Source organism: Romboutsia sp. D33t1_170424_H2 (genome assembly GCF_015669105.1).
Lineage (GTDB): Bacteria > Bacillota > Clostridia > Peptostreptococcales > Peptostreptococcaceae > Romboutsia_C > Romboutsia_C hominis.
Genome location: NZ_JADOZQ010000001.1, coordinates 332,374 through 358,123, shown reverse-complemented (window position 1 = coordinate 358,123; position 25,750 = coordinate 332,374). Strand labels below are relative to the sequence as shown.

Sequence of the window (25,750 nt, the reverse complement as noted above, 5' to 3'; positions counted from 1 at the left end):
TAAGCTATATCATAAACTTATGATACATCTTAACTTATTTTATAGGTAATTAATTCTATGGTCTTCTGGCTCCTCTATAGTGTTTTTCGTAATAACCTGTTAGTTTAGATTTTTTAACTCCATCTTTTGGATTAGATGCATGTATAAATTCACCATTTCCTACATACATTCCCACATGACTAACTCTGCCTTTATTCATAGTATCGAAAAATATTAAATCTCCGACTTGTAAATCCTTTTTGTCAATAGCTTTGCCAAACTTACTTTGTTCATAGGATACTCGAGGTATATCTTTACCTAGTGCATTTTTATAAACATATTGAACTAGCCCAGAACAATCAAAAGATTTTGGTCCTGTTGCCCCCCATACATATGGCTTTCCTATTTGGCTTTCTAGCAATTTTATTGCATCATCCATCTTATTATTACTTTTTTGAGCATTATTTATATTACTACTATTATTAACTTTACTTACGTTAACATTACTTAAAAGTGTATCTAAACCATTAAGTTTATTTTGATTCTCATTACTACAGCTACAACTACAGCTACATGTTGGACTATCATTAAGTATACTATTAAATGTACTTTGTAATACAAAATCAAATACATTTGAATTATTGTTTGTACAAGCTTTATTTTTTGAATTAGATTTGCTTATAGCATTTAAAAGCTCTATCATAACTATTTGGTTAACATTCATACTAAATCTCCCTACTTACTTATATATAAAAAACCGTACATTAAATAATACGGTTATCATATATATATATTTAGTATTTATATAATATAATTAATGAAATAGTTTTTCACCTAAGTTTATAAACATTTGAAGTAGTAGATATGATTTTATATCTATTTTTTCTCTTCCGTTTATTATTTCTTTAGCTTCTTCCTTTGATACTAAAAATGCTTCTATATCTTCATCTTCTTCTAAAAATTCTTTACTTAAATTGCCATCACATAAACAATATACAAATGCTACTGATTCATCAGTCATTCCTGGAGATAAATATAATTTATCATTACTATTTATATTATTTATACTTATAAGTTCTAGACCTGTTTCCTCTTTTAATTCTCTTTTTACCGCTTTTTCTATACCCTCTTCATTATCCACAAGTCCTGCTGGAAGTTCATATATATAACTATTTATAGGTACTCTAAATTGTTTTATAAGTACTAACTTCTTTTCGCTTTTATGATATGCTGCTATTACTACTGCATCTATTTTATCTTCTTTATCGTTTATATATATTTCCTTTAGATTATTTTCATCTTTTCTTGATGCTACCATCCAGTGTCTTATGTCATTATTTTTATTTTCATATTCAACATCATAAAGCCCTACAAATTTAGTTTTAACTAATGTGGTTACATCTTTTATTTTAGTCATGTTTTACACTTCCTTTTTATTTATTCTATGTTAATATTATACTAATGTATAATATATTTTTATAGTATATAAGTTATTATATTCATTTACGATTATTAATATTTTAATTAAAAAGAAAGGATTATATATGGAAAATTTATTTTTATTTTATATGTTAATTATAAATATAGCTTCTTTTTATTCAATGTATATAGATAAGAAAAAGGCCATAAATCATGAATATAGAATAAGCGAAAATACTCTTATGATGCTATCATTAGTAGGTGGCAGTTTAGGTATATTAATTGGAATGTATAGATTCCACCATAAAACGCAAAAAAACAAGTTTAAAATAGGAGTTCCAATAATTTTAATTATTCAGATGCTAATTTTAACATAATAAAAAAGCCTACAAGGTAATAAATACCTGTAGGCTTTTTATAAAATTAAGATAATGTTTTAAATTCATATCCATTTGATTTGAAATATTCTATTATTTGAGGTAATGCTTTTGCAGTAGCTTCTTTTCCATATGTATCATGCATTAATACAACTACCATTTCTTTACCTTGTGCTGTCTTTTTAGCATATTCTACTAATTGAGCTGGAGTTTTTCTTCCACCTTCTGCATCTCCACTTAAAGCATTCCAGTCTATAGATGCCATTTTATTTTCGTTTAAATACTGATCTAATGGTTCCATACCTTTCCATGACATATGTCCACCTGGACATCTTATAACTCTTGTTGAGAAGTTTGGACCTAAAGTATCCTTTAATATCTTATCAGTTTTTGCAAAGTCACCTTTAAAATTATCTAAATTTAAAACTCTATTAGGATAAAGTATTTTATAATCATGGCTATAAGAGTGATTAGCTATTGCATGACCCTTATCAAATTCTTCTTTTATAAGTTCTTTAGCTTTTGATCCGCCACGTTCAATATTTTCTCCTGTTAAGAAAAATGTTGCTTTAACTCCGTACTCATCTAATATTTTTAATATTTGTGGAGTAACTGTTGTTGATGTTCCATCATCAAAAGTTAAAAATACTACTTTTTCTCCATTGTTGCTATAATCGTATTTCTTTAATTTGTCAGCCACTTTTAATGCATCATAAGTATATTTTTTACCTTCATGATTAACTCCGACCATTCTCTTTTTAGCTTCTTCTTCTTCTTTACGCTTCTTCTCAGCTGCTAATCTTTCTGCCTCAGCCTTTTTTTGCATTTCAATTTTTTCTTGCTTTTGTTCAGCTATAAATGATGCTGTCGCTCCGACTAACTTATAGCCTCCAAATATTATGACTATTGATGCTACTGAAACTAATGCTACTTTTTTAACATCAACGCGACCTTTTTTCTTAGAACCAAAGTTTATATTGTTCTTTTTCGGCATAAAAAATTCCCCCGTTCTGTCTTTTATTGTCTATAATTGTTCTACATTTAATTATATAGCACTTATTTGTAAAAAACCACATGATAAAATTTACAATTTTGTATCCAACTATTTTATACTAATGGTTTTTAATTTATCAAATAATGGTATCTAATTTCTTTAATTTTCATTATATCTAAATATTTTAAATTATAGAAATCTTACTATTTTATTCCATATTGTTTACAAGAATTTTTTTTAGTGTTATATTGATGTTGAAAACTTAACAAAACGTTTTCAAGAAAATTGTAAGACACTACTATTTAATCAAATTTAGGAGGGAATTACTATGGAAAACTTAAGAGGGAAAAAATTTGCTACAAAAGCTATTCACGGAGGACATCATAAAGATCCAGTATCTGGTGCTTTAACTACACCAATATTCCAAACATCAACTTTTGTATTTGATAGTGCTGAACAAGGTGGTAGAAGATTTGCTCTTGAAGAAGGTGGATACATATATTCTAGATTAGGAAATCCTACAAATTCTCAATTAGAAGAGAAAATGGCTTTACTTGAAAATGGAGAAGCTTGTATGTCAACAGCTTCTGGAATAGGTGCTATAAGTTCTGCTCTTTGGACTGCTTTAAAAGCAGGAGATCATGTTGTTGCTTCAAAAACATTATACGGTTGTACATTTGCATTACTAAATCATGGTATAAGTAGATATGGTGTAGATGTAACTTTCGTAGATGCATCTAATATAGATGAAGTTAAATCTGCTATGAGAGAAAATACTAGAGTTGTTTATTTAGAAACTCCAGCAAATCCAGATTTAAAGATAATGGATATTGAAACTATATCTAATATTGCACATGAAGTTAAAAATTGTATAGTCATAGTAGATAATACATTCTGTACTCCATACATACAAAGACCTCTAGAATTAGGTGCAGATGTAGTTGTTCATTCAGCTACTAAATACTTAAACGGTCACGGAGATGTTATAGCTGGTTTTGTAGTTGGTAAACAAGACTTTATAAATCAAGTAAGATTATTTGGAGTTAAAGATATGACTGGTGCTGTTTTAAGCCCATTCGATGCTTATTTAATACTTAGAGGTATGAAAACTTTACAAATTAGAATGGATAGACATACTCAAAATGCTATGAAAGTTGCAGAATTTTTAGAAACTCATGAAAATGTTATAAAAGTAAATTATCCAGGACTTAAAAGCTTCCCTCAATATGAACTAGCTAAAAAACAAATGGATATGCCTGGTGGTATGATAGCCTTTGAAGTTAAGGGTGGATTAGAAGCAGGTAAGAAATTATTAAATTCTTTAGAATTATGCACTCTTGCTGTTAGTTTAGGGGACTGTGAAACATTAATTCAACATCCAGCTTCAATGACTCATTCTCCATATACTCCAGAAGAAAGAGCTGCAGCAGGAATTTCAGATGGATTAATTAGAATATCTGTTGGATTAGAGGATTGTGATGATATAATAGCAGATTTAAAACAAGGTCTTGATAGACTATAGTAATTTTTCTTTAATATAACTAGAGAGGTAAACGCCCTCTCTAGTTTTTATTTAGATAACTTTTATAATTTAAATACTAGTTGCTTACCATTATCTATATAATTTTTATTACCATTTTCTATTTTTTCTTTAAGCTTATTTATATCACATTCATCATTTATAACTATACAATTTTTATTATCTATAATCTCTACATTTCGCTTAATATTTATACAAGATAAAATCCTATTTTGATTTATGCAAAAATTAATGGTATGATTTGTACCAGAATTTTCATTTGTCTCACATACTATTAAAGCATTGCTTAATCCACTTTGAAGTCTATTCCTTCTTATAAAATTGCTTTTATGTATATTACTTCCTAATGGATATTCGCTTACTAAGCACCCTTTATTATCTACTATATCATTTGCTAACTTTACATTACTTTTAGGATATATATTATCTAAAGGACATGGTAAAACCGCTACTGTACTTCCAAATGCATCTAAGCAACCTTTATGTGCTTGTTCATCACAACCTTTAGCTAGTCCACTTATAATACTATATCCATCTTTCCCTAGTAAATAGGCCATATTGTAAGATGACTTTAGCCCTTTTACACTAGCTTTTCTACTTCCTATTATAGCTATTGATTTATTATTTGTCATAGCACTATAATTTCCTTTATAAAAAAGTAATAATGGTCTATCATTTATATGTCTTAACTTTTCAGGATAGCTACTTTCTAGTATGCTTACAATTTTTATATTTTGTTTTATACAAGATTCTTTAATTTTATATGTTTTATTAATAGCTATTTTTATATCATCTAACGTATATATTCGTTTTGTTTTACCTTTCAAATTTGCCTCTTCCAGTAAATGTAAAATCTCTTTTTCATTATGTTTTGTACTTTTGCTAATATGTAGTATGTATTCTATTGTTTTATTTCCTATGTATTTTAAATTAAGCAGCGTAAGAATTAAATCATTCATATCTTTCTCCTGATTTATCGTTTTAATTAGTTTAACCAATCTAAATAGTAATTTTTGCTTTTCAGCAAATTTTTTTGCATAGTTGCTTATTTTTTTGCAATAACGCGTTTTATATTTTTATAATTTTTTTAATTTTTAGATAATTTTCTAATTAATTACATATATAATACTTTTTTATTTATTATCATATACATCTGGCATATTATTTGCTTTATTTAATTGTAATCATATTTTTATTTACTTCTAGTGAAAATTATAAATTTCTAAGGGGGACTTTTATTTTATGAGTAAAAGAGAAAAAAAGCAAGCTACCTTAGTTGATGCATTAATACCAATTGTATGTTTAGCTTTATTTCTAGGTATATCTATATTTAAATACGGAGCTTCTCCTCATGTTCCTTTAATCGGTGGAGCTATAGTCGCTGGCTTAGTAGCTGTTTACAGACTTGGATTTGAGTGGAGCGAATTAGAGGAAAGCATGTTTTCTTCTATAAAAATGGCCATGCAGGCTATTCTTATCATAATGATAATAGGTGTGCTTATTGGAACTTGGATAATTAGTGGTGTTGTTCCATCTATGATTTATTGGGGATTAAAAATCTTATCTCCAGGAATATTCTTAGCAGCTACTACTATTATCTGTGGTATAGTTTCTTTAGCTACTGGTTCATCATGGAGTACTATGGGAACTGTTGGAGTTGCTCTTTTAGGTATTGGGCAAGGTCTTCAAATTCCAGCACCTATAGTTGCAGGAGCAATAATATCAGGTGCTTATTTTGGAGATAAACTTTCTCCTCTATCAGATACAACAAACTTAGCTCCTGCTATGGCTGGTGCTACTTTATTTGAACATATAAATTATATGCTTTATTCAACTATACCTTCTCTTTTAATATGCCTTGTACTTTACAGTATAATAGGTATGAGATATGGAGGACAAGAATTAGACATGTCTAATATTAATTTAATAAGAGATACTTTGGCTAGTTCATTTAATACTCTATCACCTATATTATTTATACCTCCAATAGTGGTTATTGGTCTGGTAATATTTAAAGTTCCTGCTATACCTGGGCTTATATTTGGTGCTATTTTAGGATTTGTATTTGCTATAGTATTTCAAGGTGCATCAGTTGGAGATATAATAAGTGCAGCTCATACTGGTTTTGTTTCTAATACTGGTGTTGCAGAAGTTGATGAATTATTATCTAAAGGCGGATTAATGAATATGATGAGTACTGTTTCTTTAACAATATCTGCTCTAGCTTTAGGTGGAATACTTGAAAAAACTGGTATGTTAGAGGCTTTAGCTTCAGCTTTACTTAAATTTGCAAAAGGTACATTTGGAGTTGTTTTTTCAACTATGGTTACATGTGTAATGACTAATACAGTAGCTGGTGAACAGTATTTATCTATAGTTATACCTGGAAGAATGTTTAAAGATGAATACGCAAAAAGAGGTCTTCATCCTAAAATGCTATCAAGAGCGCTTGAAGATAGTGGGACTATGAGTTCTGCCTTAGTTCCTTGGAATACATGTGGAGCTTACATCTATGGTACATTAGGAGTTAGTACTTTTGCCTATCTTCCATATGCATTCTTAAACTTAATAAATCCTATTGTTTCACTATTTTTGATAGCAATTAAATTTAAAATAGCTACAATCCCTAAAAAAGAAGTAAATAAATAAAATACTAAAAAATAAAAGCATCCATATGGATGCTTTTATCTATATATATCAGAAAATTCTATATTACACATTTCAATCTTACTATTTTCTGATATAAATTTCTTTATATTTGTTTTGCTTTTTACTAACTTGCTTGGTAAATAAAATTCAAACTTACTACCTTTTCCTACCTCACTTTTTACACTTATATCTCCGCCATGAAGATTTACTAAAGATTTAACTAGTGATAAACCTATTCCACTACCTTCATAACTACTTGCTATATTACTCTTTACCTGTGTAAATCTTTCAAATATACTTTGTAATTTATTACTATCTATACCTTCTCCATTATCACAAACAGATATATACACTCTATCTCCTTTGCTTTCTACATTCACATAAATACATCCATTAATACTTGTATGTTTAATAGAATTAGATAATAAATTTAAAAGTATTCTTTCTATTTTTTCTGGATCAAATGCAAGTATCATTTCCTCACAGTTTGTATCAAATACCAAATCAATTTGTTTATTTTTAGCATAAGGAGTTACAGATAAACTTATCTCTTCTACTACATTTACTATATTATAGTTTCCAAGCTCTAATTCATAATATCCTGCATCTATTTTTGTTATATCTATGATATTATTTACCAATCTTAGTATCCTATATAGGTTTTGCTTAAATAATTTAATATAATTTTCTAAATCTATCTTATCATTAAATTTTATATTTTCTTTTACTATATTAATATCTATTAACTGTATTATTCCAAGCATAATATTAAGCGGTGTCTTAAATTCATGGGATATATTTGCGAAAAATTCATTTTTCATTGACTCTAAATATATATTTTGCTCTAATTTTTGCCTAGCTTCTACATCTTCTTTTTCTTTATCTATATCTCTTACAGAAAATGCTATGATATCTCTTTCTTTTATATATTTTAAGTGCCATCTCAGCCATTTATAGCTATTATCTTTACATATCATTTTATTTTCTATTACCTTTACATTTCCATCCTTTAAACTTAAGATATTTAAAAATTCTTCTTTATGATCATCATATATTTTATCTATTATACTAGTTGATGTTAATTCTTCTTCATTAAATCCTGTTATTTTATTACATTCTTTTGTAAAAAGTTTAATGTAAGCATTTCTATCTATAGCTCCTATTACATCTGCAGATATACTTAAGAATACCTCCAAATCCTTTTTTATAAATTCTACTTTTTTTATTTCATCTATAAAGTTAATTATAGTACCTTCTAAATCTATATTTTCTAAGATTTTATATATATCGCTGTCTTTTTTTATTTCATCTAAAATAGCACTCATATCATATATTAATTTCTCTGAATTTTTAAACTCCCTTTTTCTATTGTTATCTATATTAATTACCATATTATCTATATTATTGTCAGTTATATCTCTTACTAATATATATGTACCATTATCTTTCGTTTTAGTTATATTAGTGCTTAATTCAAATTCTCCATTTGATGTATTTAGTTTTATACCTATATCGAAGTAGTTTTTAAACTCTAATTTTTCTATTTTTACTTTACTACTTATATCTATGTTTAAGGAATTAATGTCTTTTTCATTTATATACTCTAATAACTTATTGTTACAAAATATTATATTAAAATCTTTATCTAATATAAATATACTATCACTCAAATTATTAAAAAACTCTTTCATTCTTATCTCCCCCAAATATAACCCTTAATAAGTATTCTACACTTTTAGGCAATTTCCTTGAATTGTATTACCTTTTTAGAGTTTAATTTATAATAAAAAAGAAGATACTTTTAAAAGCATCTTCTTTTTTTATATTATATAACATCCATAAATTTTTTAGTTTGACCATATATATCATCATATTTTAATATCTCTGATACTATTGCATATCCATCTATATTTTCATTTTTTAAAGCAGATATATTAGATAGATTTATACCACCAATACATACTATTGGTATATCTATATTTTCTTTTATACTTCTTAATTCTTCTATACTCACATGTTTTGCATCCAATTTAGTAGTTGTAGTAAACATTGATCCTACACCTATATAATCTGCACCATCATTTTTTGCCTTAAGTGATAATTCTAGATTTTGAGTAGATACCCCAATTATCTTATCATTCCCTATTAAATGTCTAACTTCACTACATGGTATATCACTTTGTCCTATATGAACACCGTCTGCACCTACTAACATTGCTATATCTACTCTATCATTTATTATAAAAATTGCATTATATTTTTTTGTAAGTTCTCTTAATTTATAAGCTTTTTCTAAAAATTCTTTTCCTGATGCTTTTTTCTCTCTTAATTGAACTGTTTTTACGCCTGCTTTTAATGCTTCTTCTATAGACTCATAAAAATCTCTACCTTTTAAAATATCTGAGTCTGTAACTAAATATAATTTTAATTTTTCTCTCATCTTTATCTCCTATATTAATTTTTTAGTATTTATTGGCTAATTGATATATTTAAAACCTTACTAAACCTCTTTATAGGTATAAATAATATTAATATGCTAGTTAATAATCCTTCTACACCTGCACTTGATATATTATATACACATGAATATACTATAGGATTCATTCCTTTAGGTGCATATTGTGCAAAATATAATACTCCTGATATTATATACATTAAAACACTAAGGCTAGTTGCTAATATGCATCCTGCAAATATATTAAGTTTTTTATCTCTTCCAAATATTCCTGCTAACCCTAGTACCATCATTGGAAGTATATAATCTAATAAAAACTGAGCTGGATGTATTATTGTTGGTCCACTTATTAACTTTATTAAAGCAAAAACTAAACCTGCAGTTATCCCAACTTCTTTACCGTAAAGTATAGCAAGTAGCATTGTAGGTAACATTGAAAATAAAGTTATTCCCCCGCCTTGAGGATATTTTATAAATTGAATCATAGAAAGTATATAAGACATTGCTGAAAACATACCGATTAGTACTATTTCTTTTGTGCTTAATTTTCTATTTTTCATATCTTTTAGATACAAGCAAAACCATCCTATACTAACGATTAATATAACTATTCCTAATATATTATTTAAACTAGACATAAGTCTCCCTCCTTAGTTTCTTTATAGGCCATATTCCAAAATTCTAATTCATGTAAACTTGATTTTATAAATATTTCTTTTAAGTTTTCTCTTTCTTCATTACTTATATCTCTACATAAATAGTTAACATAATCTAACCACTCCCTTAGATTCTCGTCAAATTTTCCTTCAGAGTACATATCTATCCATTCTTTGTAGTAATTTCCTTCTAATGTCTCTTTGTAATTATCTAGTAGATAGTGTCCTATATAATTATAGCTCCAGTTACAAGGCATTGTAGAGATTACAATTTCTCTTAAATTTCCTTTTAAGGCTATAGCTTGCATATAACTAGTATAATTATCTGTTGTTATTTCATATTTACATGTTTCTGCTATTTTTGGTGGTACTCCTAATTTGTTCATATAACTAACATGTACTGCTGTTTCATATTCTATCGATGCACTTATGGCTCTACTGAAAAAGTTCATTTCCTCTATAGTCTTTGACTTTATTAAGCACATTGCAAATACTTTACCAAATTCTTTAAGGTATAAATAATCTTGTACTAAATAATTTTTAAATTTCTCTTTAGGTAAAGTACCTTCTCCTAGTTCTTTTATAAATGGATGTTCTAAGTATTCTTGCCATATATTTTTAACTTCTTCAAATAAATAATCTGTAAATTTCATTATATAACCTCAACCTTTCCAAATTTATTTAGCTTTTCTTCATCTAGGTCATATATATTATTCATAAGCTCAACTTTGAAGTCTCCTATAGATATATTTTCTTTATCAGCTAGCTGTCCGCATAAACTCATCGTCATTATCCCCATAGAGATAGCCTCTAAAGTTTTATCACTACTCCCAAGATATGATCCCATTAAGCTAGCACACATACACCCTGTACCAGTTATATACTTTAACTTAGGTGTTCCATTATATATTTTAATTATTCTATTTCCATCAGTTACACTATCTACTTTTCCAGTTGCACAAACTACACATTCTAATTTGTTAGCAATCTTTTTTATAGCCTCATCAATATTTTTGTCATCATCAAAAGAGTCAACACCCTTGCCTTTAACATCAAATCCACCTATATATTTAATCTCAGCTACATTTCCTTTTATTGCAGTAAATCTTACTTCATTTAATAATCTTTTTACAAAATTTGCCCTAGTTTTTGTAGCAAATACCCCTACTGGGTCAAGTACAACAGGTTTATTGTACTTATTGGCCATTTTACCTGCTTGTAAAAATAATTCTAAGTTAGAAGATTTCATAGTACCTATATTTATAACCACTGCACTTGCTACCTGAACAATCTCTTCTACTTCTTCATATGAAAAACTCATTAAAGGACTCGCTCCTAGTGCCAATGTTATATTAGCACAATCATTTATAGTTACTTCATTAGTATAATGAAGTACTAATGGATTAATTTCTTTAACTTTATTTATTAAACTATACATATTCTCTACCCCAATACTATATTTTCTTATTTTCTATTTCATAGAAATGATGAACAGGTCCTACTCCACTTCCTATATCAAAACTATATCTTATTGCGTTTGTTATATACTCCTTACTTCTTTTTACGCTTTCACATATATCATATCCTAATGCTAAGTGTGCAGCTATTGCTGAAGATAGTGTACATCCTGTTCCATGCGTATTTTTTCTATATAGCCTTTCACTCTTATATACTTTAAATATATCTTTGCCTATAAGTATATCTACAGCATCACCGTCTAAGTGTCCCCCCTTCATAAGTACAAACTTCGGACCTAATTCTAATATTTTTTGACCTGCTAATTTCATATCCTCAACATTGTCTATTTTAATACCTGTTATTTCTTCTGCTTCTGGTGTATTTGGTGTTATTATGTAGGCCATTGGTATAAGATACTCTATCATACTTTGCTTAGCTTCTGGCTTAAGTAGTGAATATCCACTCTTTGATATCATTACCGGATCAATAACTAGATTTTCTGGTTTGTATTTATCTAGAGTTTTTGCTATTTCTTTTATTATTTCTTCACTAGATACCATACCTATTTTTAAAGATTTTGGACGTATATCATCAAATACAACTTCTATTTGTTTTTTAATTATCTCTTTGCTTAAATCTTCTACCATGAATACACCTTTAGTATTTTGGGCTGTTATAGCTGTTATAACACTCATCCCATAAGTTCCTATTGCACTAAATGTTTTTAAATCAGCTTGTACACCTGCTCCACCAGACGAGTCTGAACCTGCTATTGTCAGTGTAGGTATTTTGTAGTTTTTCATATGATCTTCTCCCTTTTATTTATTAAATATTTAATTTGCTAAAGCTTGTTATCTCCTCAATTAACTTCAATATCATATATTTTTGCAATTAAAAAGCTATACCCCAACATTGGAATATAGCCTTAATTTCTAATTTAATATATAATATAATAATATATTATCAAGCTTTCCTACGCTGGTATTATCCAGATCAGGTACAAGGGTTAACGTTTCGTCTCTCAGCCTTTCGGCACCCCTAGCAAATATTTTATTTTATACTTATAGTATATTTCTATAATCTAAATAAATCAACTTTAATTATAATTTATAAAATCTTCTGTATATTTATAAATACTAACATTTATTTAATACCCATTAATATATAAAACTAACATTAATATTTTATATTAATAAATAATATTATTAGTATTAATTATAACTATATGATATTATTTATTAATACGGAAAATATAAATAAAAAGTTTACTTCGTTTAAGCGATATTCAGGATAACTATTTCTATGTCGCAACGATATAACGTTCACTAATGCTTTAAGCAACGTGTTGGCAAACTATTTCGGTCAAATCCGTTGCTCAAATTATAAAGATATTAAGAGGTAATATATAATGAATTTTGAAGAACTTGGAATTAGTAAAGATTTAGTAAATGTACTAAAAAATAGGGGAATTAACTCTCCTACACCTATACAAAAAGAAAGTATTGGATTTATAAAGTCTGGAAAAGATGTTATAGCAGAAGCTCAAACTGGTACGGGAAAAACTCTAGCATTTTTACTTCCTATATTTGAAAATATTAATCCAAACGCTAATTATGTTCAAGCACTTATATTGTCACCAACAAGAGAGCTAGCTATTCAAATAACTGAACAAGCCATTGAACTTTCAAAAGGTAAGAATATAAATGTATTATCAGCTTATGGTGGAAAAGATATAGCAGGTCAATTAAAAAAGTTAAAGGGAAATATACACCTTATAGTAGCTACACCAGGAAGACTTTTAGATCACTTAGATAGAAAAACTGTAAATCTTAGTAAGTTAAAAACTTTTGTACTAGATGAAGCTGACCAAATGTTATTTATGGGATTTAAAAATGAAGTTGAAGCTATATTAAAGGAAGTTCCTAAAAAGCGTCAAACATTGTGTTTCTCCGCTACTATGAACTCACAAGTTAAAAAATTAGCTTATAGATATATGACTGATCCTGTTGTTGTATCTATAGAAAAAGAAGAAATAACACTTGAAAATATAAATCAAGAAGTTGTAGAAACTACAGATAGAAGAAAACAAGATGCACTATGTTCTGTACTTGATAAAGATAATCCTTTTTTAGCTATAATCTTCTGTAGAACCAAAAGAAGAGCAGATGCTTTAGATGAAGCACTTTGTCAAAGAGGGTATAATTGTGCTAAACTTCACAGCGACATCCCTCAATCAAAACGTGAAAGAATTATGAAATCTTTTAGAAATGCAGATATACAATATCTTATAGCTACTGATGTTGCATCTAGAGGTATTGATGTTACTGGTGTTACTCATGTATATAACTATGATATACCAGAAACTTCAGAAGACTACATACATCGTATTGGTAGAACTGGTAGAGCTGGTGAAAAAGGTTATACTTGTCTATTTGTTGCCCCAAAAGATGAAAGATATTTAGAGCAAATTGAAAATGCTATTCAATATACTATCCCAAGAAGAGAAATAGATAATAACTAATAGTAATGTTAATAAAAATACCTAAAGGAATTATTCCTTTAGGTATTTTTATTTTCTATATCAATATTCTCTAATTCTTCTTTAGTCAATATCTTCTTTCTAGATATAAGCATATTGCACTCCATGCAATAATAATTAATAGTACCTCATCCATCTAGTACATCTAATTTAGATTTACAGTATGGGCAATAATAATCCTTGTTCATATTGTCACTTCCTTAATGTTTATTATGATTATTATTTTACTAGTCATGGAAATGCTATTCAATATTTATTTGTTAAATAATTACCATTATTTATAACTATAAACCAGACTCCTTAAACTTATCATTCATAAATTCAGTTATATTATGGAAAGTTTTCTTAAATATGACTAATGATATAAATATTACAAAGAATATTGCTAACATAGATAAATCATAATATACAGCACTCATGCTAGGTCCTGCTATAGCTTCTCTAAATCCATCTATAGCATAAGTAAATGGCCAATATGGTTGTAATATTTCAAATATCTTAGGGTTAGTTTGTATAGGATATATCCCTCCAGAACCTGCTATTTGGAAGACCATAATAACTATAGCTATAGCTTTACCTAAGTTCCCAAATAAAGAAACTAATGTAAATATAATTGTAGTAAATAGTATAGAAGATACTATAGTAAATAAATACATTAAAGGTATACTAACAGGCTTATCAAATATAAATATATTACCTGTTGCAATTATTAAAGACTGTATTAATGATACTGTCATAAATGTAAGCATTTTACCAAAATGTTTTTGAACTAAATTAGTTTTTTCTCCCGCTAATTCTTCACACTCTGTTGTAAGTAGTGATGTAGATAAAAGTGCTCCTACCCATATTGCAAGTACTGAGTAAAATGGCATTAAAGCGACTCCAAATATACCTGCCTTATATAACTCTTCTGTCTTAACATTAACAGGTGATGATATAAAAGATGCTATCTCTTTTGAATTTTTATCTAATATTGAAATTAACTTGTCTAAATTTTTATCTGTTAATATCTTAGTTTTTTCTACTAACTTATCTAAATCATCTTCAAACTTATTAAGTTCTTTTGATATATTACCTGCTTGTTTTACAAAAACATCACTACTTGATATTCCATAAGTAGAAAGTGCATCTATTTGAGGTATTATAACATTTATACTTTCTAATATGTTGTTTATATCAGAAGAGCTAGAAATCATAGCATCTCCTACACTATCTAAAACATTAGATACATCAGAAGTAAATATAGTATTTGTTAAATTTAACTTATTGTTAAATGAATTTTCTAATTCTGATAAAGAATTAAGTTGTTCATCTATTTGTTCTTTAGTTCCACCACTTTCAATTACTGATTTTAACTCACTTAATTTATCTTTTTCTGAAGAAAGTATAGTTTTTAAAGTATTAAGTGAATCTATTATATTTTGTGTCTTAGAACTTTCATGTTTGCTATTTATATTTTCAAGATCACTTATAACTTTATCTATCGTATTTTCCATAGTTGATATCAATTTTAATACCGACTCTATCGTATTTTCTACATTTTCAATTGAAGAACCATCATTTATATTTTTTAAATTATCAATTTCATTTTGTAATTTAGTATTTATATTATTTATAGTATTCATATTATTATTCATATTTTCTGATGCATTATTCACACTATCCTTTGTAACTAATACTAAATTTTTACTATTTTTTACTACATCTTGAAGACTATTTATTTCTTTTTTTATCTGAGGAAGATTTCCTTTTGTATTATTTAAATACTTTTTAAGTGTATTTGCATGAGAATTTGCTTCTTTTACATAATTATTTATTTTCTCTAAATTATTATATGTACTATCTAAAGCATTTTTTAATTCTATTATCTGCGGTTTATTGTCTTCTAACTTAACTCCTAATGTTGATAAAAATGAAAAAGCTTCTTTATTTAAAGTATCAACAAAATTAGCTTTTATTTCTTCTACTAACTTATTTTTAGCAACATCTGTTATTTTAGTAGCTATTGCATTAACTTTTTCATTAGCCTTATATATAATATTTGGCTTTTGAGGGTCTTTCGTTGTAAGTGTTGACAAATCTTTAGAAAAATCAGGTGGTATTTCAATTAATGCATAAAATTTTCCTTCATTTAACTGATAATTTCCTTGCCACTCATCTACAAACTGCCACCCTATGTCTTTATTCTTTTTAAGCTCTTTAACTATTTCATCACCTACATTTATAAACTTTCCATCAACGGAAGTTCCCTCATCTTGATTTACTATAGCTACTGGAATATTTCCCGTGTTTGAATAAGGATTCCAGCAAGCCTCTATATTAACCCACGCATATAACGATGGTATCAAACAAAGCCCTCCGATTATTATAAAGGCTGACTTAATAGTTAATATATTTTTTAAATCTCTTAAATAAATTTCAAAAATCTTTTTCATATGTTCACCTCTATAATTATTCTGATAAACCAGATTCTTTAAATTCTTTCTCAAATTTTCTAACTGATTTATTAAGCTTTTCTTTAAGTAAATATCCTATGAGTATAGTTACTACTCCAAACACTATAAGTATAGACACATTAAACATAACTGTACTTAAAAGTGGACCTGCTATAGCTTCTCTTAAGTTGCTTAGTGTATATGTAAATGGGAAAAATGGTTGCATTATTCTAAATATTAAAGGGTCTACTTGTATAGGATAAGTTCCTCCAGATCCAGCAATTTGTATAACCATAAGCACTATACCTATTGCTTTTCCTATATTCCCAAATAGAGAAACCAATGTATATAAAATAATTGCAAATGCTGCTGATGAAAGTACTGTAGTAAATATAAATAGTCCTAGATTTTCAGTTTGAACGCCAAGTACAAATTTATCTCCAAGACCTACTATAAAACCTTGTATCATTGCTAAAAATACAAATGTAATCATTTTTCCAATGTATTTTTCTTTTATACTTAATTCTTTAAATTTATCCACTTCAGTTGTAAGAAGTGATGTAAGTACTAATCCTCCAACCCATAGTGAAAGTGTTGTATATATAGGTGCCATACCAGATCCATAATTTTCAATAGGATATATTGGTTCTGATTTTAAATTAAATGGATTAGATATATAATTTCCCATAAGTTGTGGCTTACTTTGAAGTATTGAAATTATAGAATTTAAATCATTATCACTAACTTTTTTTAATTCTGTACTTAATATATGTATAGTATCTTTAAATTGATTTAATTTAGAGTCTAAATCCTTAGACATTTCTGCAGTTAAACTACTTCCTTTAGATACATACCCTAGCATATCATTTAAAGCTTGAACTAATCCCTTTGAGCTATCTACTAATGTAGCTGCATTTTTAGCTGCATTTACTAAACTATCCGCAGTATTGTTTAGTGCTGGTCTAACCTTAGAATCATAGGAATTTATTGCATTATTTACATTACTTGATAAATTACTTGCAGTTGAATTTATAGAGTTTAATGTATCTTTCATAGATTCTATTGATCCATTTAGTTGATTTTTAAGATTCCCTATGTTTTCTTGCTGTTTACTTAATTCATCTTTTATTATATTTAATTCATTAATTAATTTATTTATATTTTTATTAGATTTAACTTCATTAAATTCTTCTAAATATTTAATAATTGAATCTATTTGGTTTTTAGTACTATTAATTTGATTATTTATCTGCGATATCGCTGATGCAACATTTGCTTTTGAAATATTACCAGAATTATGACTAATACTATTTACTATATCCTTTGTCTGATTATTTTCATTATTAATCTGGTTTAAAGTTGATTTAATACCATTAAATGAGCTATTTAAATTATCTTTTATGTTTTCTATATTTTTACTTGTATTCATATTATTATTAGATACTGCATCTAGCCCACCTGTAACTTGTGGTAGTGTACTTTGTATACTTTTTAAATATGTAGCTAAGTTCTCAGAATTATTATTGACACTATCAAGTATAAAATTAATAATATCCATGTGTTCATCTAAACCTATCACAGCTTTTTTTAATTCTAATATTTTATCTTTACTATCTTCAATATATTTTCCATATGTATTTAATGAAGAGAATAAAGTTTTATTTACAGTGGCTATAAAATTTGAATTAATCTCATTTACAAGTGTTTCCTCAGCAACCTCTGTTATTTTACCTGCTACTGGATTTGATTTAGTGTTTACTTTATAAATAATGGTTGGCTTTATAGGTTTTCCACTTGTAACACTAGTTAAGTCCTTTGAAAAATCGCTAGGTATTTCTATCATTGCATAATAGCTTCCATCTAATACACCCATATTACCCTTTTTAGAGTCAACGAATTTCCATCCAATGTCCTTATTTTTCTTAAGTTCACTTATGACATCGTCTCCAACATTTAATTTTTTGCCATCTAGAGTCGTTCCCTTATCATTATTTACTATAGCAATTGGAACTGTACTAGTATTTTCATAAGGGTTCCAACAAGCTTTTATATTTACCCATGCATATAACGATGGTATGAAGCATAATCCTATCACTATTATTAGAGCTATAGGATTTTTAATTAGATTCTTCATATCTGTTTTAAAAATTTTAATGGAATTTTTCATATTTACCTCCATTTTAGTTTGATTCCTAAACATACTTCATGTAGTATTATATCACTTTTCACGTTATAATTAAATTTTTTTAAAATCATAAATTTACTTATTCTATAAACTTAAAAGCCATTTTTATATAAAATATTATAAAAAAAGCTATCTTTAAAGATAGCTTTTTACCTATACCAGTTGTATTTGAGTACTTAAGTTATATACTACTTTTTTTTCTACATAATTACTTGTGCAAGCTGTTAATATTCCACCATAGCTAGTAACTACAAACCCTAGTATATCTCCTATATTATATATACTTTCACTATTTGTTATATCTAGTATCATATGGTCAGAACTTGCACCTATTATCTGTATATTTTCATCAGTTGGAAATATTGATTCAATATCTATATCTTGCTTTCCTATGCCAACTATTGCTCTTTTTATTATACCCTTATCCTCATAATGAGGTACTTTTCCAAAGGCATCTTTACCTATTTCTCCTATTGGCATTGACGGTTTATCTTTTATTTCTATAATTTCACAATATAATTTAAAACTATCATGATATGTTTCTTCTATGAAGTTTCCATATGCAGTTTCTTTTCCAAGAAGTATGGCTTCTCCTAGTCTTAGATTTGTTATACCTTTTGGCAATTTTCCTTCTTGAAGTAAATATATAGAACTTGAATTTCCACCAGATATAAATTCTAATTTTATCTTATGTTTATCTTCTATATTTTTAGCTATTTTTACTAACCCTCCTAAATTTTCCTGTGATGGAAGTATAGCTCCATAGCAAGTTAAATTAGTGCCTATCCCTATAAGTTTTATATTTTTTAGGTTTAATACGTTATCTACTACATTACATAGCTCTTCTTCATTAAAATATCCTTCTCTTAAATCCCCTAAATCGACCATTAAAACTATATTATGAACTTTATTAATGTTTTTAGCTTCTTCATTTAATCTATATATAGTTTCTATTTCAGAATTAAAACTTATATCTGAGTATTTAACAACTTCTTTTGATTCACTTATCATTGGTATTCTAAGTAATATTTTAGGAAGTTTTAGACTTTGAAGTTTCTTTAAATTTTTAATTCTTGAGTCAGCTATATAATCTACATATTCGTTACTTATTTCTTCTACGACTTCAGGAATTGCACAATATGCTTTTGTTACTATAGCCATTTTTAAGTTCTCTTCATTTAATATACTTTTAAGCCTACATACATTGTGTTTAAGTTTAGTTATATTTATTTCTAATCTTGGATACACAAAGTTTCCTCCTTAAAATTTAAACTCTTTAACATAAGCTTAAGAGCTGCATCTTCGTATTTTTTAGATAATACTCCAAGAGATGCCATTATATAGTCATTATCTACTAATACCTTTACAGTTTCTTTTGGAAACAATAAGTCCTTATTTTTGTTGTTTTTAGGTATTTCTTTCATTATTTTAACTCTGTTAGGAAGCCTAGTTAAAGCACCACCAGTTCCTACAATATATCTAACTTCTGTTAAGTCCTTACCTTCAGCTATCCTACTTTTACCACTAGTAGAATATATACTCCTTATAATTCCTGAATGTCTTTTAGTGGCACGAAGAGCTGCTTCTTTAGTAAGTCTTTCTACTAAAATTATTTGTTCTTTAGTTTTCGGTATTGGTAAATAATTTTCTATAACTTCATCTAAGTTTATATCACTTAATTCTTCCTGTAGATTTTCTTTTCCTATGGTATTTACTATATTTCTCATATTAACGTAAACTCCTAAGTCACCTTCAACACTTCTTTTAGCTATTGGTTCTGGATTTACAAGTATTCTACTTATTCCATCATTTCCTTCTGTTACAGAATGTATATCAGTAGTTGCACCTCCTACATCTATAACCATCAAATCTCCTATATTTTTTCTAAGTAGCTTTGATGCCTCCATAACAGCCCCTGGTGTTGGCGTTATATGAGAATTGACTAATTCTTTTATATGTTCCATACCCGGCGCATTAGTTATATGTTCTTCAAATACATTTTGTATAACGCATCTAGTTGGTTCTATATTTAGATAATCAATTTTAGGATATACGTTGTCAACTATATATAGCTTATAGTTTGTATCTTCAAATATTAATTTTATTTCTTCTATATTTTCAATATTTCCAGCATATATAACAGGTATTCCTAGATTAAGTCCTGCTATTAATTCTGCATTATAAATTGCAGTATCTCGCTCTCCATAGTCTACCCCACCAGCTATAAGTATTATATTAGGGCTTATCTCTTTTATTTCTTTTAAATCCGTTCTTCTTAGTTTTCCCGCTGTTACCTTATGTATAACAGCTCCCGCTCCAAGTGCTGCTTCTTTGGCAGCTTTAGCCGTCATATCATATACAAGTCCATGAACAGTCATTTTAAGACCACCTGCTGCACTAGATGTAGCAAAAAAGTCATTATATTCTATACTGTCTACTCCTAACTTCTTAGCTAAATCATCTATTGCTCCATTTAGTCCATTTCTTACATCTCCACCTTCAAATACAGTTGTTGGTGCTTGACCTTGACCAATAAATTTTGGACTGTCTGTATGTATGCCGAAAAAGGCATTTACAACAGTTGTTGTAGAGCCTATTTCAGCAACTAATACATCTACTTTCATGTTTAATTATTTCCTTCTAGTGCTAATTTTTCTCTTCTTTTTTCAACTAAGAACGTAGCTACGTTAACCCCTCTATCACTTCTTCCAAATCCAGCATCCATTCCATTTTCAACTGCTATATCAGGCGTTACTTGAGTTCCTCCTGCTGCTACCATTACCTTATCTCTTATTCCCTTTTCTACACAATATTCATGTAATTTTTTCATATTTTTGTAGTGTATATCATCATGACTTATTATAGTTGATGCAAGTATAGCATCTGCATTTAACTCTATTGCTGCATTTACTAATTTTTCAACTGGTACTGATGTTCCTAAGTAGTGGCATTCTATACCATATTTTTCTATACCACCATGTTTTATGTCTATAACTTCTCTAAGTCCAACAGAGTGTTCATCTTCTCCTATTGTTGCACAAACTATCTTCATAGGCATTTTTTCTATATCTTCTCTTATTTCATCATCTGTCATTACCTTTTGCTCTTCTGGTATATCAAGTTTAGCTATATCTATGCTAAATGGAACTTTACCTTTTAACTCTATTCTAGTTCCTTCTGCACTATGCATAACTTCTCTGTGGATAACTTCTACTTCTTCTAGATTCATTTTCTTAGCAAATTCTATAGCTGCAAATTCAGCAGTTCTCTTATCTGTTGGTAGCATCATAGTAAGCATTACTGTACCATCTGCACACCATTCCATTTCTGGCTTTATCTTAGTAGAATTTCTAAATTCTTCTACCTCTTTAAGTCTTACGTTTACATTATCCATATCATCTAGTTCATCTATATATATTATTTTATCAGGTTCTTCAAAAGTACATCCATCTATCAACTTAGAAGGATTATCTACTAAAGTTTCATCATATTGAGCTACATTATTGTATCCAAAGTGAGCTGTAACTGGAGCTAGATAATCTTCATCTCTTTCATATACACTTCCTGCTCCTACTCCTTCTCTTATCTTTCTACTTATTCCGTCTCCATTTCTTTCTGGGTAGTTACCAGAATCAACAAAGAATCCTTTTTCAACAGCTTCGAAATATCCACCTTCTTCTAATATTTCTTCCATATATAATACTGCTCTTTCTTTTAACTCTCTTGCTTTATCTCTAAGTGGACCTGTTTTTTTAAGTTCTATCATATCCATAAGTCCATCCATACCAACAAGTGCTTGTTTTGCAGTATCACAAGCTTCTATGTTGTACATATGCCAAGGAACGTTTCTTCCTTCGTCTGGAGTTATAGTAGATTGTATATCCGCTCTTGTTAAAACTGAAGTCAATAAGTTAAGTACATGAGTTACTGTTGCTTCTCTAGTTGATGAATCCATATATTTAGTATTCATTTGTGCTCTCATTTTATAGTCACTAAATAACTCTCTTAAAGCTACTGCATAAGGTAGGTCTAGTGTTAAACATGGTGCTGGAGGTGCTGTTGGTGGTACTGTTGATAGGCATATATTGTCTTTATTAATTCCTACTTTTTCTGAGAATACTGAGTTTAGTGCATGTTGAACCATAAGTTCAGGCATAACCTTCCAAGCTTCTCTAGCTGTTGCATTTGCATTGTGTGCTCCATCTATTTGAGCCATATTAGCAAAAGCCATTATATTTTTTGCTTCACAAGCATCAACAAATGATCTTATCATATTTATATTTCTATATAATACGTTGTATTGTGGGTCTTGATGAGCTCCGTTTATTCCTTCTTCTGCAAACATTACAGCAACCTCAGGTCCTGCAACTCCACTTACATAAGAATGATAGTTTATTGGTCTTCCAACTTCTTCTTCTATAAAATCAAGAGCTTTTCTTTGTGCTCTAACTTGCTTTCTTGTTATAGGAACTCCTCCTATTCCCTGTGGTGTTCCTTCTATTAATCCATCAAAGTGAGATTGACCAGCCGTTCTTATAACCATTAAATGGTCTGCTCCATGATGTGCTGCCATTCTCATTCTTCTTATATCATCTTCAAATCTTCCTGATGCTATTTCTGTTGTTATAACTGCATTAGGTTGAGGGTCTATATTATTAAAGTATTTAGCTGAAGGAAGTGCTACACTTTCTTTTAAAGGTGCTGAACAATCCTTATATTTAAAAGGTCCCATTTCTAAATCTTTTTCATTTTCTCTCCATGTCCAGCCTCTTCTTTTTGGTCTATAATTTTCTAGATCTTTTAATATATATTCTATATCTAATTTTTTATTTTCTTTTAACATTGTGCTCCCTCCTTCGCAAATAAACTAACTGCTTCATCCCAATACTTATTTTCTATAAGCATAAGACCAGCTTCGCGAACACTTATATTTTTTTCTTTGGAAAATTTATAAACAACATGCCCCGCACCTTTTCCTATAAGTCCATTTTCAAGTACACCATTTACTATTTCTTTAGCTTCTAAAGAAGAAAATCCCATTCTTAGTAGTACTGATCTTTCTATTGATGGTGTGGTATTTTTTCTTCCTAGTTCTATCATCGGTTCAACTATTTCACTTGCTAAGCTCCAAAATCTATTCTTTAATTCTTCATCACTTAAATTTGCTAGATGAACTCTTCTTTCATTAAAATCATCATTTCTCTTTTTCATACGTCTCCCCCTATTCTCTATTACTTTCTATTTATGAATCTCTATATTATAATTTTAAACCCTAATTTTTAGTTTTTTACACTCTATACCAACTAATCATGATAAGTGAAATAATTAGTATGTAAGGCTATTTCCCTTTAACTAGTACTTCATTAGCAACCTTTTTTACAAACTCTATATCACACTTACAATCTTTAGCTAAAAATTCTATATCTTCATTATTTAACTTACTTACATTATTATTTTTTATTGCATTTTTTATATAAGATTTTTTTATCTTATTCATATCCAAATCAACTGCTTTTATCATACTTGGATGTGATGGTAATATTAAATTTTCTCCACAAACTTCATCTTGTGGATTTCCGAACTTAATTTCTATCCCATTTTCACGCGCAAATGTAAGTTGTGGATTTATATGTTTTCCAGCTCCTGTATACTCTGTTTCTTGAACTACTATTATTTGGTCTTCATCTAGTTCTCTAGCTAAACTAAATGCTACTGCCAAAGATGTATTTCCAGCTGGACCTCTCTCTATACCTTCAAGTTGTGCTAGTAGTTCTGTCATATAAAATACTTCCCCCTGACTTACTGTTAAGTATCTATCCATATATCTTAGTGGTCTTGCAGCTGACCTTGGTACATCTGAACGGTCTGGCCAAGTACAAAATGGTATACCAAACCCAGTGTGCCCTGTAGTAAATGATTTTTTATTAAATTGAGTATCACTAGCCATATGAAGTCCTTTTAGGTTGACGCTTGCACCTACTACTTTAACATCTGTAGCCCCAGCTTTTTTTAGTCCTCTAGCTGTTCCCGTTAAATTTCCTCCCCCTGCATTAGTGCATACTACTACATCTGGATCTTTTCCTAATTTTTCTCTACACTGCATAGCTATTTCATATCCTAATGTCTCAACACCAGCTATCCCAAATGGAGAATAAAGTGATGCATTAAAATATCCTGTTTCTTCTAATAATGTTAAAAATGTATAAAATAACTCAGGTCCTACAGTTAATTGAACAACTTCTGCACCATAGGCTTCACATTTTCTTGCTTTTTCTATTATTTCAGGCTGACCTATTCCATTACTGTCATAACACTCCTGAACTATTATACATTTAAGGCCTTGCATAGCTGCTTGAGATGCAACTGCTGCTCCATAATTTCCACTAGTTGCTGCAATTACTCCCTTATATCCCATCTTTTTAGCATGATATACTGCTGTTGCTGCACGTCTTGCTTTAAAACTTCCAGATGCATTACATGCTTCATCTTTTACAAATATCTTTGCACCTTTTCCCTTTGGCGATACTTTTCTAGCAAGTTTAGTTATATTTTTAAGCTCTATTAATGGAGTATTTCCTACTGCGAAATTTCCTTGGATTTTTTCTATTTCGCTTAAAGAATATCCTGTTTCTTTCATCATTTTTTCATAATCAAAGGATATTCCTTCGTTTTCAAACTTTGTATAGTCTATCCCTATTGCATTTTTCATTATTTCATTTTTTCTACTCATTACAGCACTATAACTATTATCTTTCATTTTCTTCACCTCCAAATAGTATATTTCTTGCCTGTAAACCTATTTGAAGTAATTCTGGTATACACTTTCCATAATCATGTTCATAATATGGTTCTACTTTTAGTAATTTTCCACTTACATTTCTTCCTGTTATAGTTTTTATATTGACTAGTTCCCCAATATTAGCATCTTCTTCTATAAATCCTTTAACCCACATTTCAAGAGGATGTAATTTTGTATCATCTGGAACTTGTGGCGCCCTTTGGCTAGATTCTAATACTATGTTGTGAATTATTACCCAATTTCCACGCTTAGCATCCATAAATCT

The 25,750-nt window shown here is 28.6% G+C and carries 22 protein-coding genes and 1 riboswitch; of the genes, 4 read left to right on the top strand and 18 right to left on the bottom strand.

The window, feature by feature from the left end:
* Nucleotides 1-55: 55 nt before the first annotated feature.
* Together I4U66_RS01800 and I4U66_RS01795 are read right to left on the bottom strand one after the other, a co-directional pair.
* Nucleotides 56-703, bottom strand: coding sequence for a C40 family peptidase (locus I4U66_RS01800; protein ID WP_166505064.1), 648 nt, complete (start codon nucleotides 701-703; stop codon nucleotides 56-58).
* A 90-nt stretch (nucleotides 704-793) separates the two neighbouring features.
* On the bottom strand, nucleotides 794-1,396 hold the full coding sequence (locus I4U66_RS01795) for an NUDIX hydrolase (RefSeq protein ID WP_092926709.1): 603 nt from the start codon (nucleotides 1,394-1,396) through the stop codon (nucleotides 794-796).
* A 127-nt stretch (nucleotides 1,397-1,523) separates the two neighbouring features.
* On the opposite strand from I4U66_RS01795, the gene I4U66_RS01790 reads away from it, so the two are divergent.
* Nucleotides 1,524-1,775 (top strand): DUF1294 domain-containing protein, encoded by a 252-nt coding sequence (locus I4U66_RS01790; protein WP_092926711.1) that lies wholly within the window; start codon nucleotides 1,524-1,526, stop codon nucleotides 1,773-1,775.
* Nucleotides 1,776-1,821: 46 nt separating this feature from the next.
* Here the strand turns inward: I4U66_RS01790 and I4U66_RS01785 are convergent, their stop codons facing one another.
* Complete coding sequence (locus I4U66_RS01785; RefSeq protein WP_092926713.1) at nucleotides 1,822-2,769, bottom strand: polysaccharide deacetylase family protein; 948 nt, start codon at nucleotides 2,767-2,769, stop codon at nucleotides 1,822-1,824.
* A gap of 328 nt (nucleotides 2,770-3,097) precedes the next feature.
* Between I4U66_RS01785 and megL the strand changes: the two genes are divergently transcribed.
* Nucleotides 3,098-4,291 (top strand): methionine gamma-lyase, encoded by a 1,194-nt coding sequence (gene megL / locus I4U66_RS01780; protein WP_166505063.1) that lies wholly within the window; start codon nucleotides 3,098-3,100, stop codon nucleotides 4,289-4,291.
* Between the two features lie 62 nt (nucleotides 4,292-4,353).
* On the opposite strand, the gene I4U66_RS01775 is transcribed toward megL, so the two are convergent.
* The gene (locus I4U66_RS01775) at nucleotides 4,354-5,268 is read right to left on the bottom strand and encodes a DNA-processing protein DprA (RefSeq protein WP_166505062.1); all 915 of its coding nucleotides are present in this window, start codon (nucleotides 5,266-5,268) and stop codon (nucleotides 4,354-4,356) included.
* Nucleotides 5,269-5,551: 283 nt separating this feature from the next.
* On the opposite strand from I4U66_RS01775, the gene nhaC reads away from it, so the two are divergent.
* Entirely contained in the window at nucleotides 5,552-6,958 is a 1,407-nt protein-coding gene (nhaC, locus tag I4U66_RS01770; protein ID WP_092926719.1) for a Na+/H+ antiporter NhaC, read from the top strand.
* A 35-nt stretch (nucleotides 6,959-6,993) separates the two neighbouring features.
* Here nhaC and I4U66_RS01765 read toward each other — a convergent pair whose 3' ends face one another.
* The 6 genes from I4U66_RS01765 to thiD form a co-directional block, all read right to left on the bottom strand.
* Complete coding sequence (locus tag I4U66_RS01765) at nucleotides 6,994-8,649, bottom strand: sensor histidine kinase (protein ID WP_166505061.1); 1,656 nt, start codon at nucleotides 8,647-8,649, stop codon at nucleotides 6,994-6,996.
* Nucleotides 8,650-8,783: 134 nt separating this feature from the next.
* Complete coding sequence (thiE, locus tag I4U66_RS01760) at nucleotides 8,784-9,398, bottom strand: thiamine phosphate synthase (protein ID WP_092926723.1); 615 nt, start codon at nucleotides 9,396-9,398, stop codon at nucleotides 8,784-8,786.
* Between the two features lie 29 nt (nucleotides 9,399-9,427).
* Nucleotides 9,428-10,051 carry an energy-coupled thiamine transporter ThiT gene (gene thiT / locus I4U66_RS01755; protein ID WP_092926725.1) on the bottom strand — a complete coding sequence of 208 codons (624 nt, stop codon included), beginning with the start codon at nucleotides 10,049-10,051 and terminating at the stop codon, nucleotides 9,428-9,430.
* Nucleotides 10,039-10,722 carry a thiaminase II gene (gene tenA, locus I4U66_RS01750; RefSeq protein WP_166505059.1) on the bottom strand — a complete coding sequence of 228 codons (684 nt, stop codon included), beginning with the start codon at nucleotides 10,720-10,722 and terminating at the stop codon, nucleotides 10,039-10,041. Before tenA ends, thiT begins: the two co-directional genes overlap by 13 nt.
* Entirely contained in the window at nucleotides 10,722-11,507 is a 786-nt protein-coding gene (gene thiM / locus I4U66_RS01745) for a hydroxyethylthiazole kinase (protein ID WP_195236924.1), read from the bottom strand. The genes tenA and thiM overlap by 1 nt, the downstream gene beginning before the upstream one ends.
* Before the next feature lie 16 nt (nucleotides 11,508-11,523).
* Nucleotides 11,524-12,330 (bottom strand): bifunctional hydroxymethylpyrimidine kinase/phosphomethylpyrimidine kinase, encoded by an 807-nt coding sequence (gene thiD / locus I4U66_RS01740; RefSeq protein ID WP_092926731.1) that lies wholly within the window; start codon nucleotides 12,328-12,330, stop codon nucleotides 11,524-11,526.
* Nucleotides 12,331-12,480: 150 nt separating this feature from the next.
* Nucleotides 12,481-12,577, bottom strand: a riboswitch (TPP riboswitch).
* Between the two features lie 358 nt (nucleotides 12,578-12,935).
* Here thiD and I4U66_RS01735 point away from each other — a divergent pair.
* Nucleotides 12,936-14,048 (top strand): DEAD/DEAH box helicase, encoded by a 1,113-nt coding sequence (locus I4U66_RS01735; protein WP_195580921.1) that lies wholly within the window; start codon nucleotides 12,936-12,938, stop codon nucleotides 14,046-14,048.
* Between the two features lie 302 nt (nucleotides 14,049-14,350).
* On the opposite strand, the gene I4U66_RS01730 is transcribed toward I4U66_RS01735, so the two are convergent.
* From I4U66_RS01730 to ortA, 8 genes are all read right to left on the bottom strand, one after another.
* Entirely contained in the window at nucleotides 14,351-16,501 is a 2,151-nt protein-coding gene (locus tag I4U66_RS01730) for a YhgE/Pip domain-containing protein (protein ID WP_166505056.1), read from the bottom strand.
* 16 nt (nucleotides 16,502-16,517) lie between these two features.
* The gene (locus tag I4U66_RS01725) at nucleotides 16,518-18,668 is read right to left on the bottom strand and encodes a YhgE/Pip domain-containing protein (RefSeq protein WP_195928343.1); all 2,151 of its coding nucleotides are present in this window, start codon (nucleotides 18,666-18,668) and stop codon (nucleotides 16,518-16,520) included.
* 171 nt (nucleotides 18,669-18,839) lie between these two features.
* Entirely contained in the window at nucleotides 18,840-19,934 is a 1,095-nt protein-coding gene (gene orr, locus I4U66_RS01720) for an ornithine racemase Orr (RefSeq protein WP_092926739.1), read from the bottom strand.
* Nucleotides 19,919-21,310 (bottom strand): GlmL-related ornithine degradation protein, encoded by a 1,392-nt coding sequence (locus I4U66_RS01715; RefSeq protein ID WP_092926741.1) that lies wholly within the window; start codon nucleotides 21,308-21,310, stop codon nucleotides 19,919-19,921. The genes orr and I4U66_RS01715 overlap by 16 nt, the downstream gene beginning before the upstream one ends.
* 2 nt (nucleotides 21,311-21,312) lie before the next feature.
* Complete coding sequence (oraE, locus tag I4U66_RS01710) at nucleotides 21,313-23,529, bottom strand: D-ornithine 4,5-aminomutase subunit OraE (RefSeq protein ID WP_092926743.1); 2,217 nt, start codon at nucleotides 23,527-23,529, stop codon at nucleotides 21,313-21,315.
* On the bottom strand, nucleotides 23,523-23,897 hold the full coding sequence (locus I4U66_RS01705) for an ornithine aminomutase subunit alpha (protein ID WP_092926745.1): 375 nt from the start codon (nucleotides 23,895-23,897) through the stop codon (nucleotides 23,523-23,525). The genes oraE and I4U66_RS01705 overlap by 7 nt, the downstream gene beginning before the upstream one ends.
* A 127-nt stretch (nucleotides 23,898-24,024) precedes the next feature.
* Nucleotides 24,025-25,443: a 2-amino-4-oxopentanoate thiolase subunit OrtB gene (gene ortB / locus I4U66_RS01700; protein ID WP_092926747.1), complete on the bottom strand. Its 1,419-nt coding sequence runs from the start codon at nucleotides 25,441-25,443 to the stop codon at nucleotides 24,025-24,027.
* Nucleotides 25,433-25,744 carry a 2-amino-4-oxopentanoate thiolase subunit OrtA gene (gene ortA, locus I4U66_RS01695; protein ID WP_092926749.1) on the bottom strand — a complete coding sequence of 104 codons (312 nt, stop codon included), beginning with the start codon at nucleotides 25,742-25,744 and terminating at the stop codon, nucleotides 25,433-25,435. Before ortA ends, ortB begins: the two co-directional genes overlap by 11 nt.
* Nucleotides 25,745-25,750 lie beyond the last annotated feature (6 nt).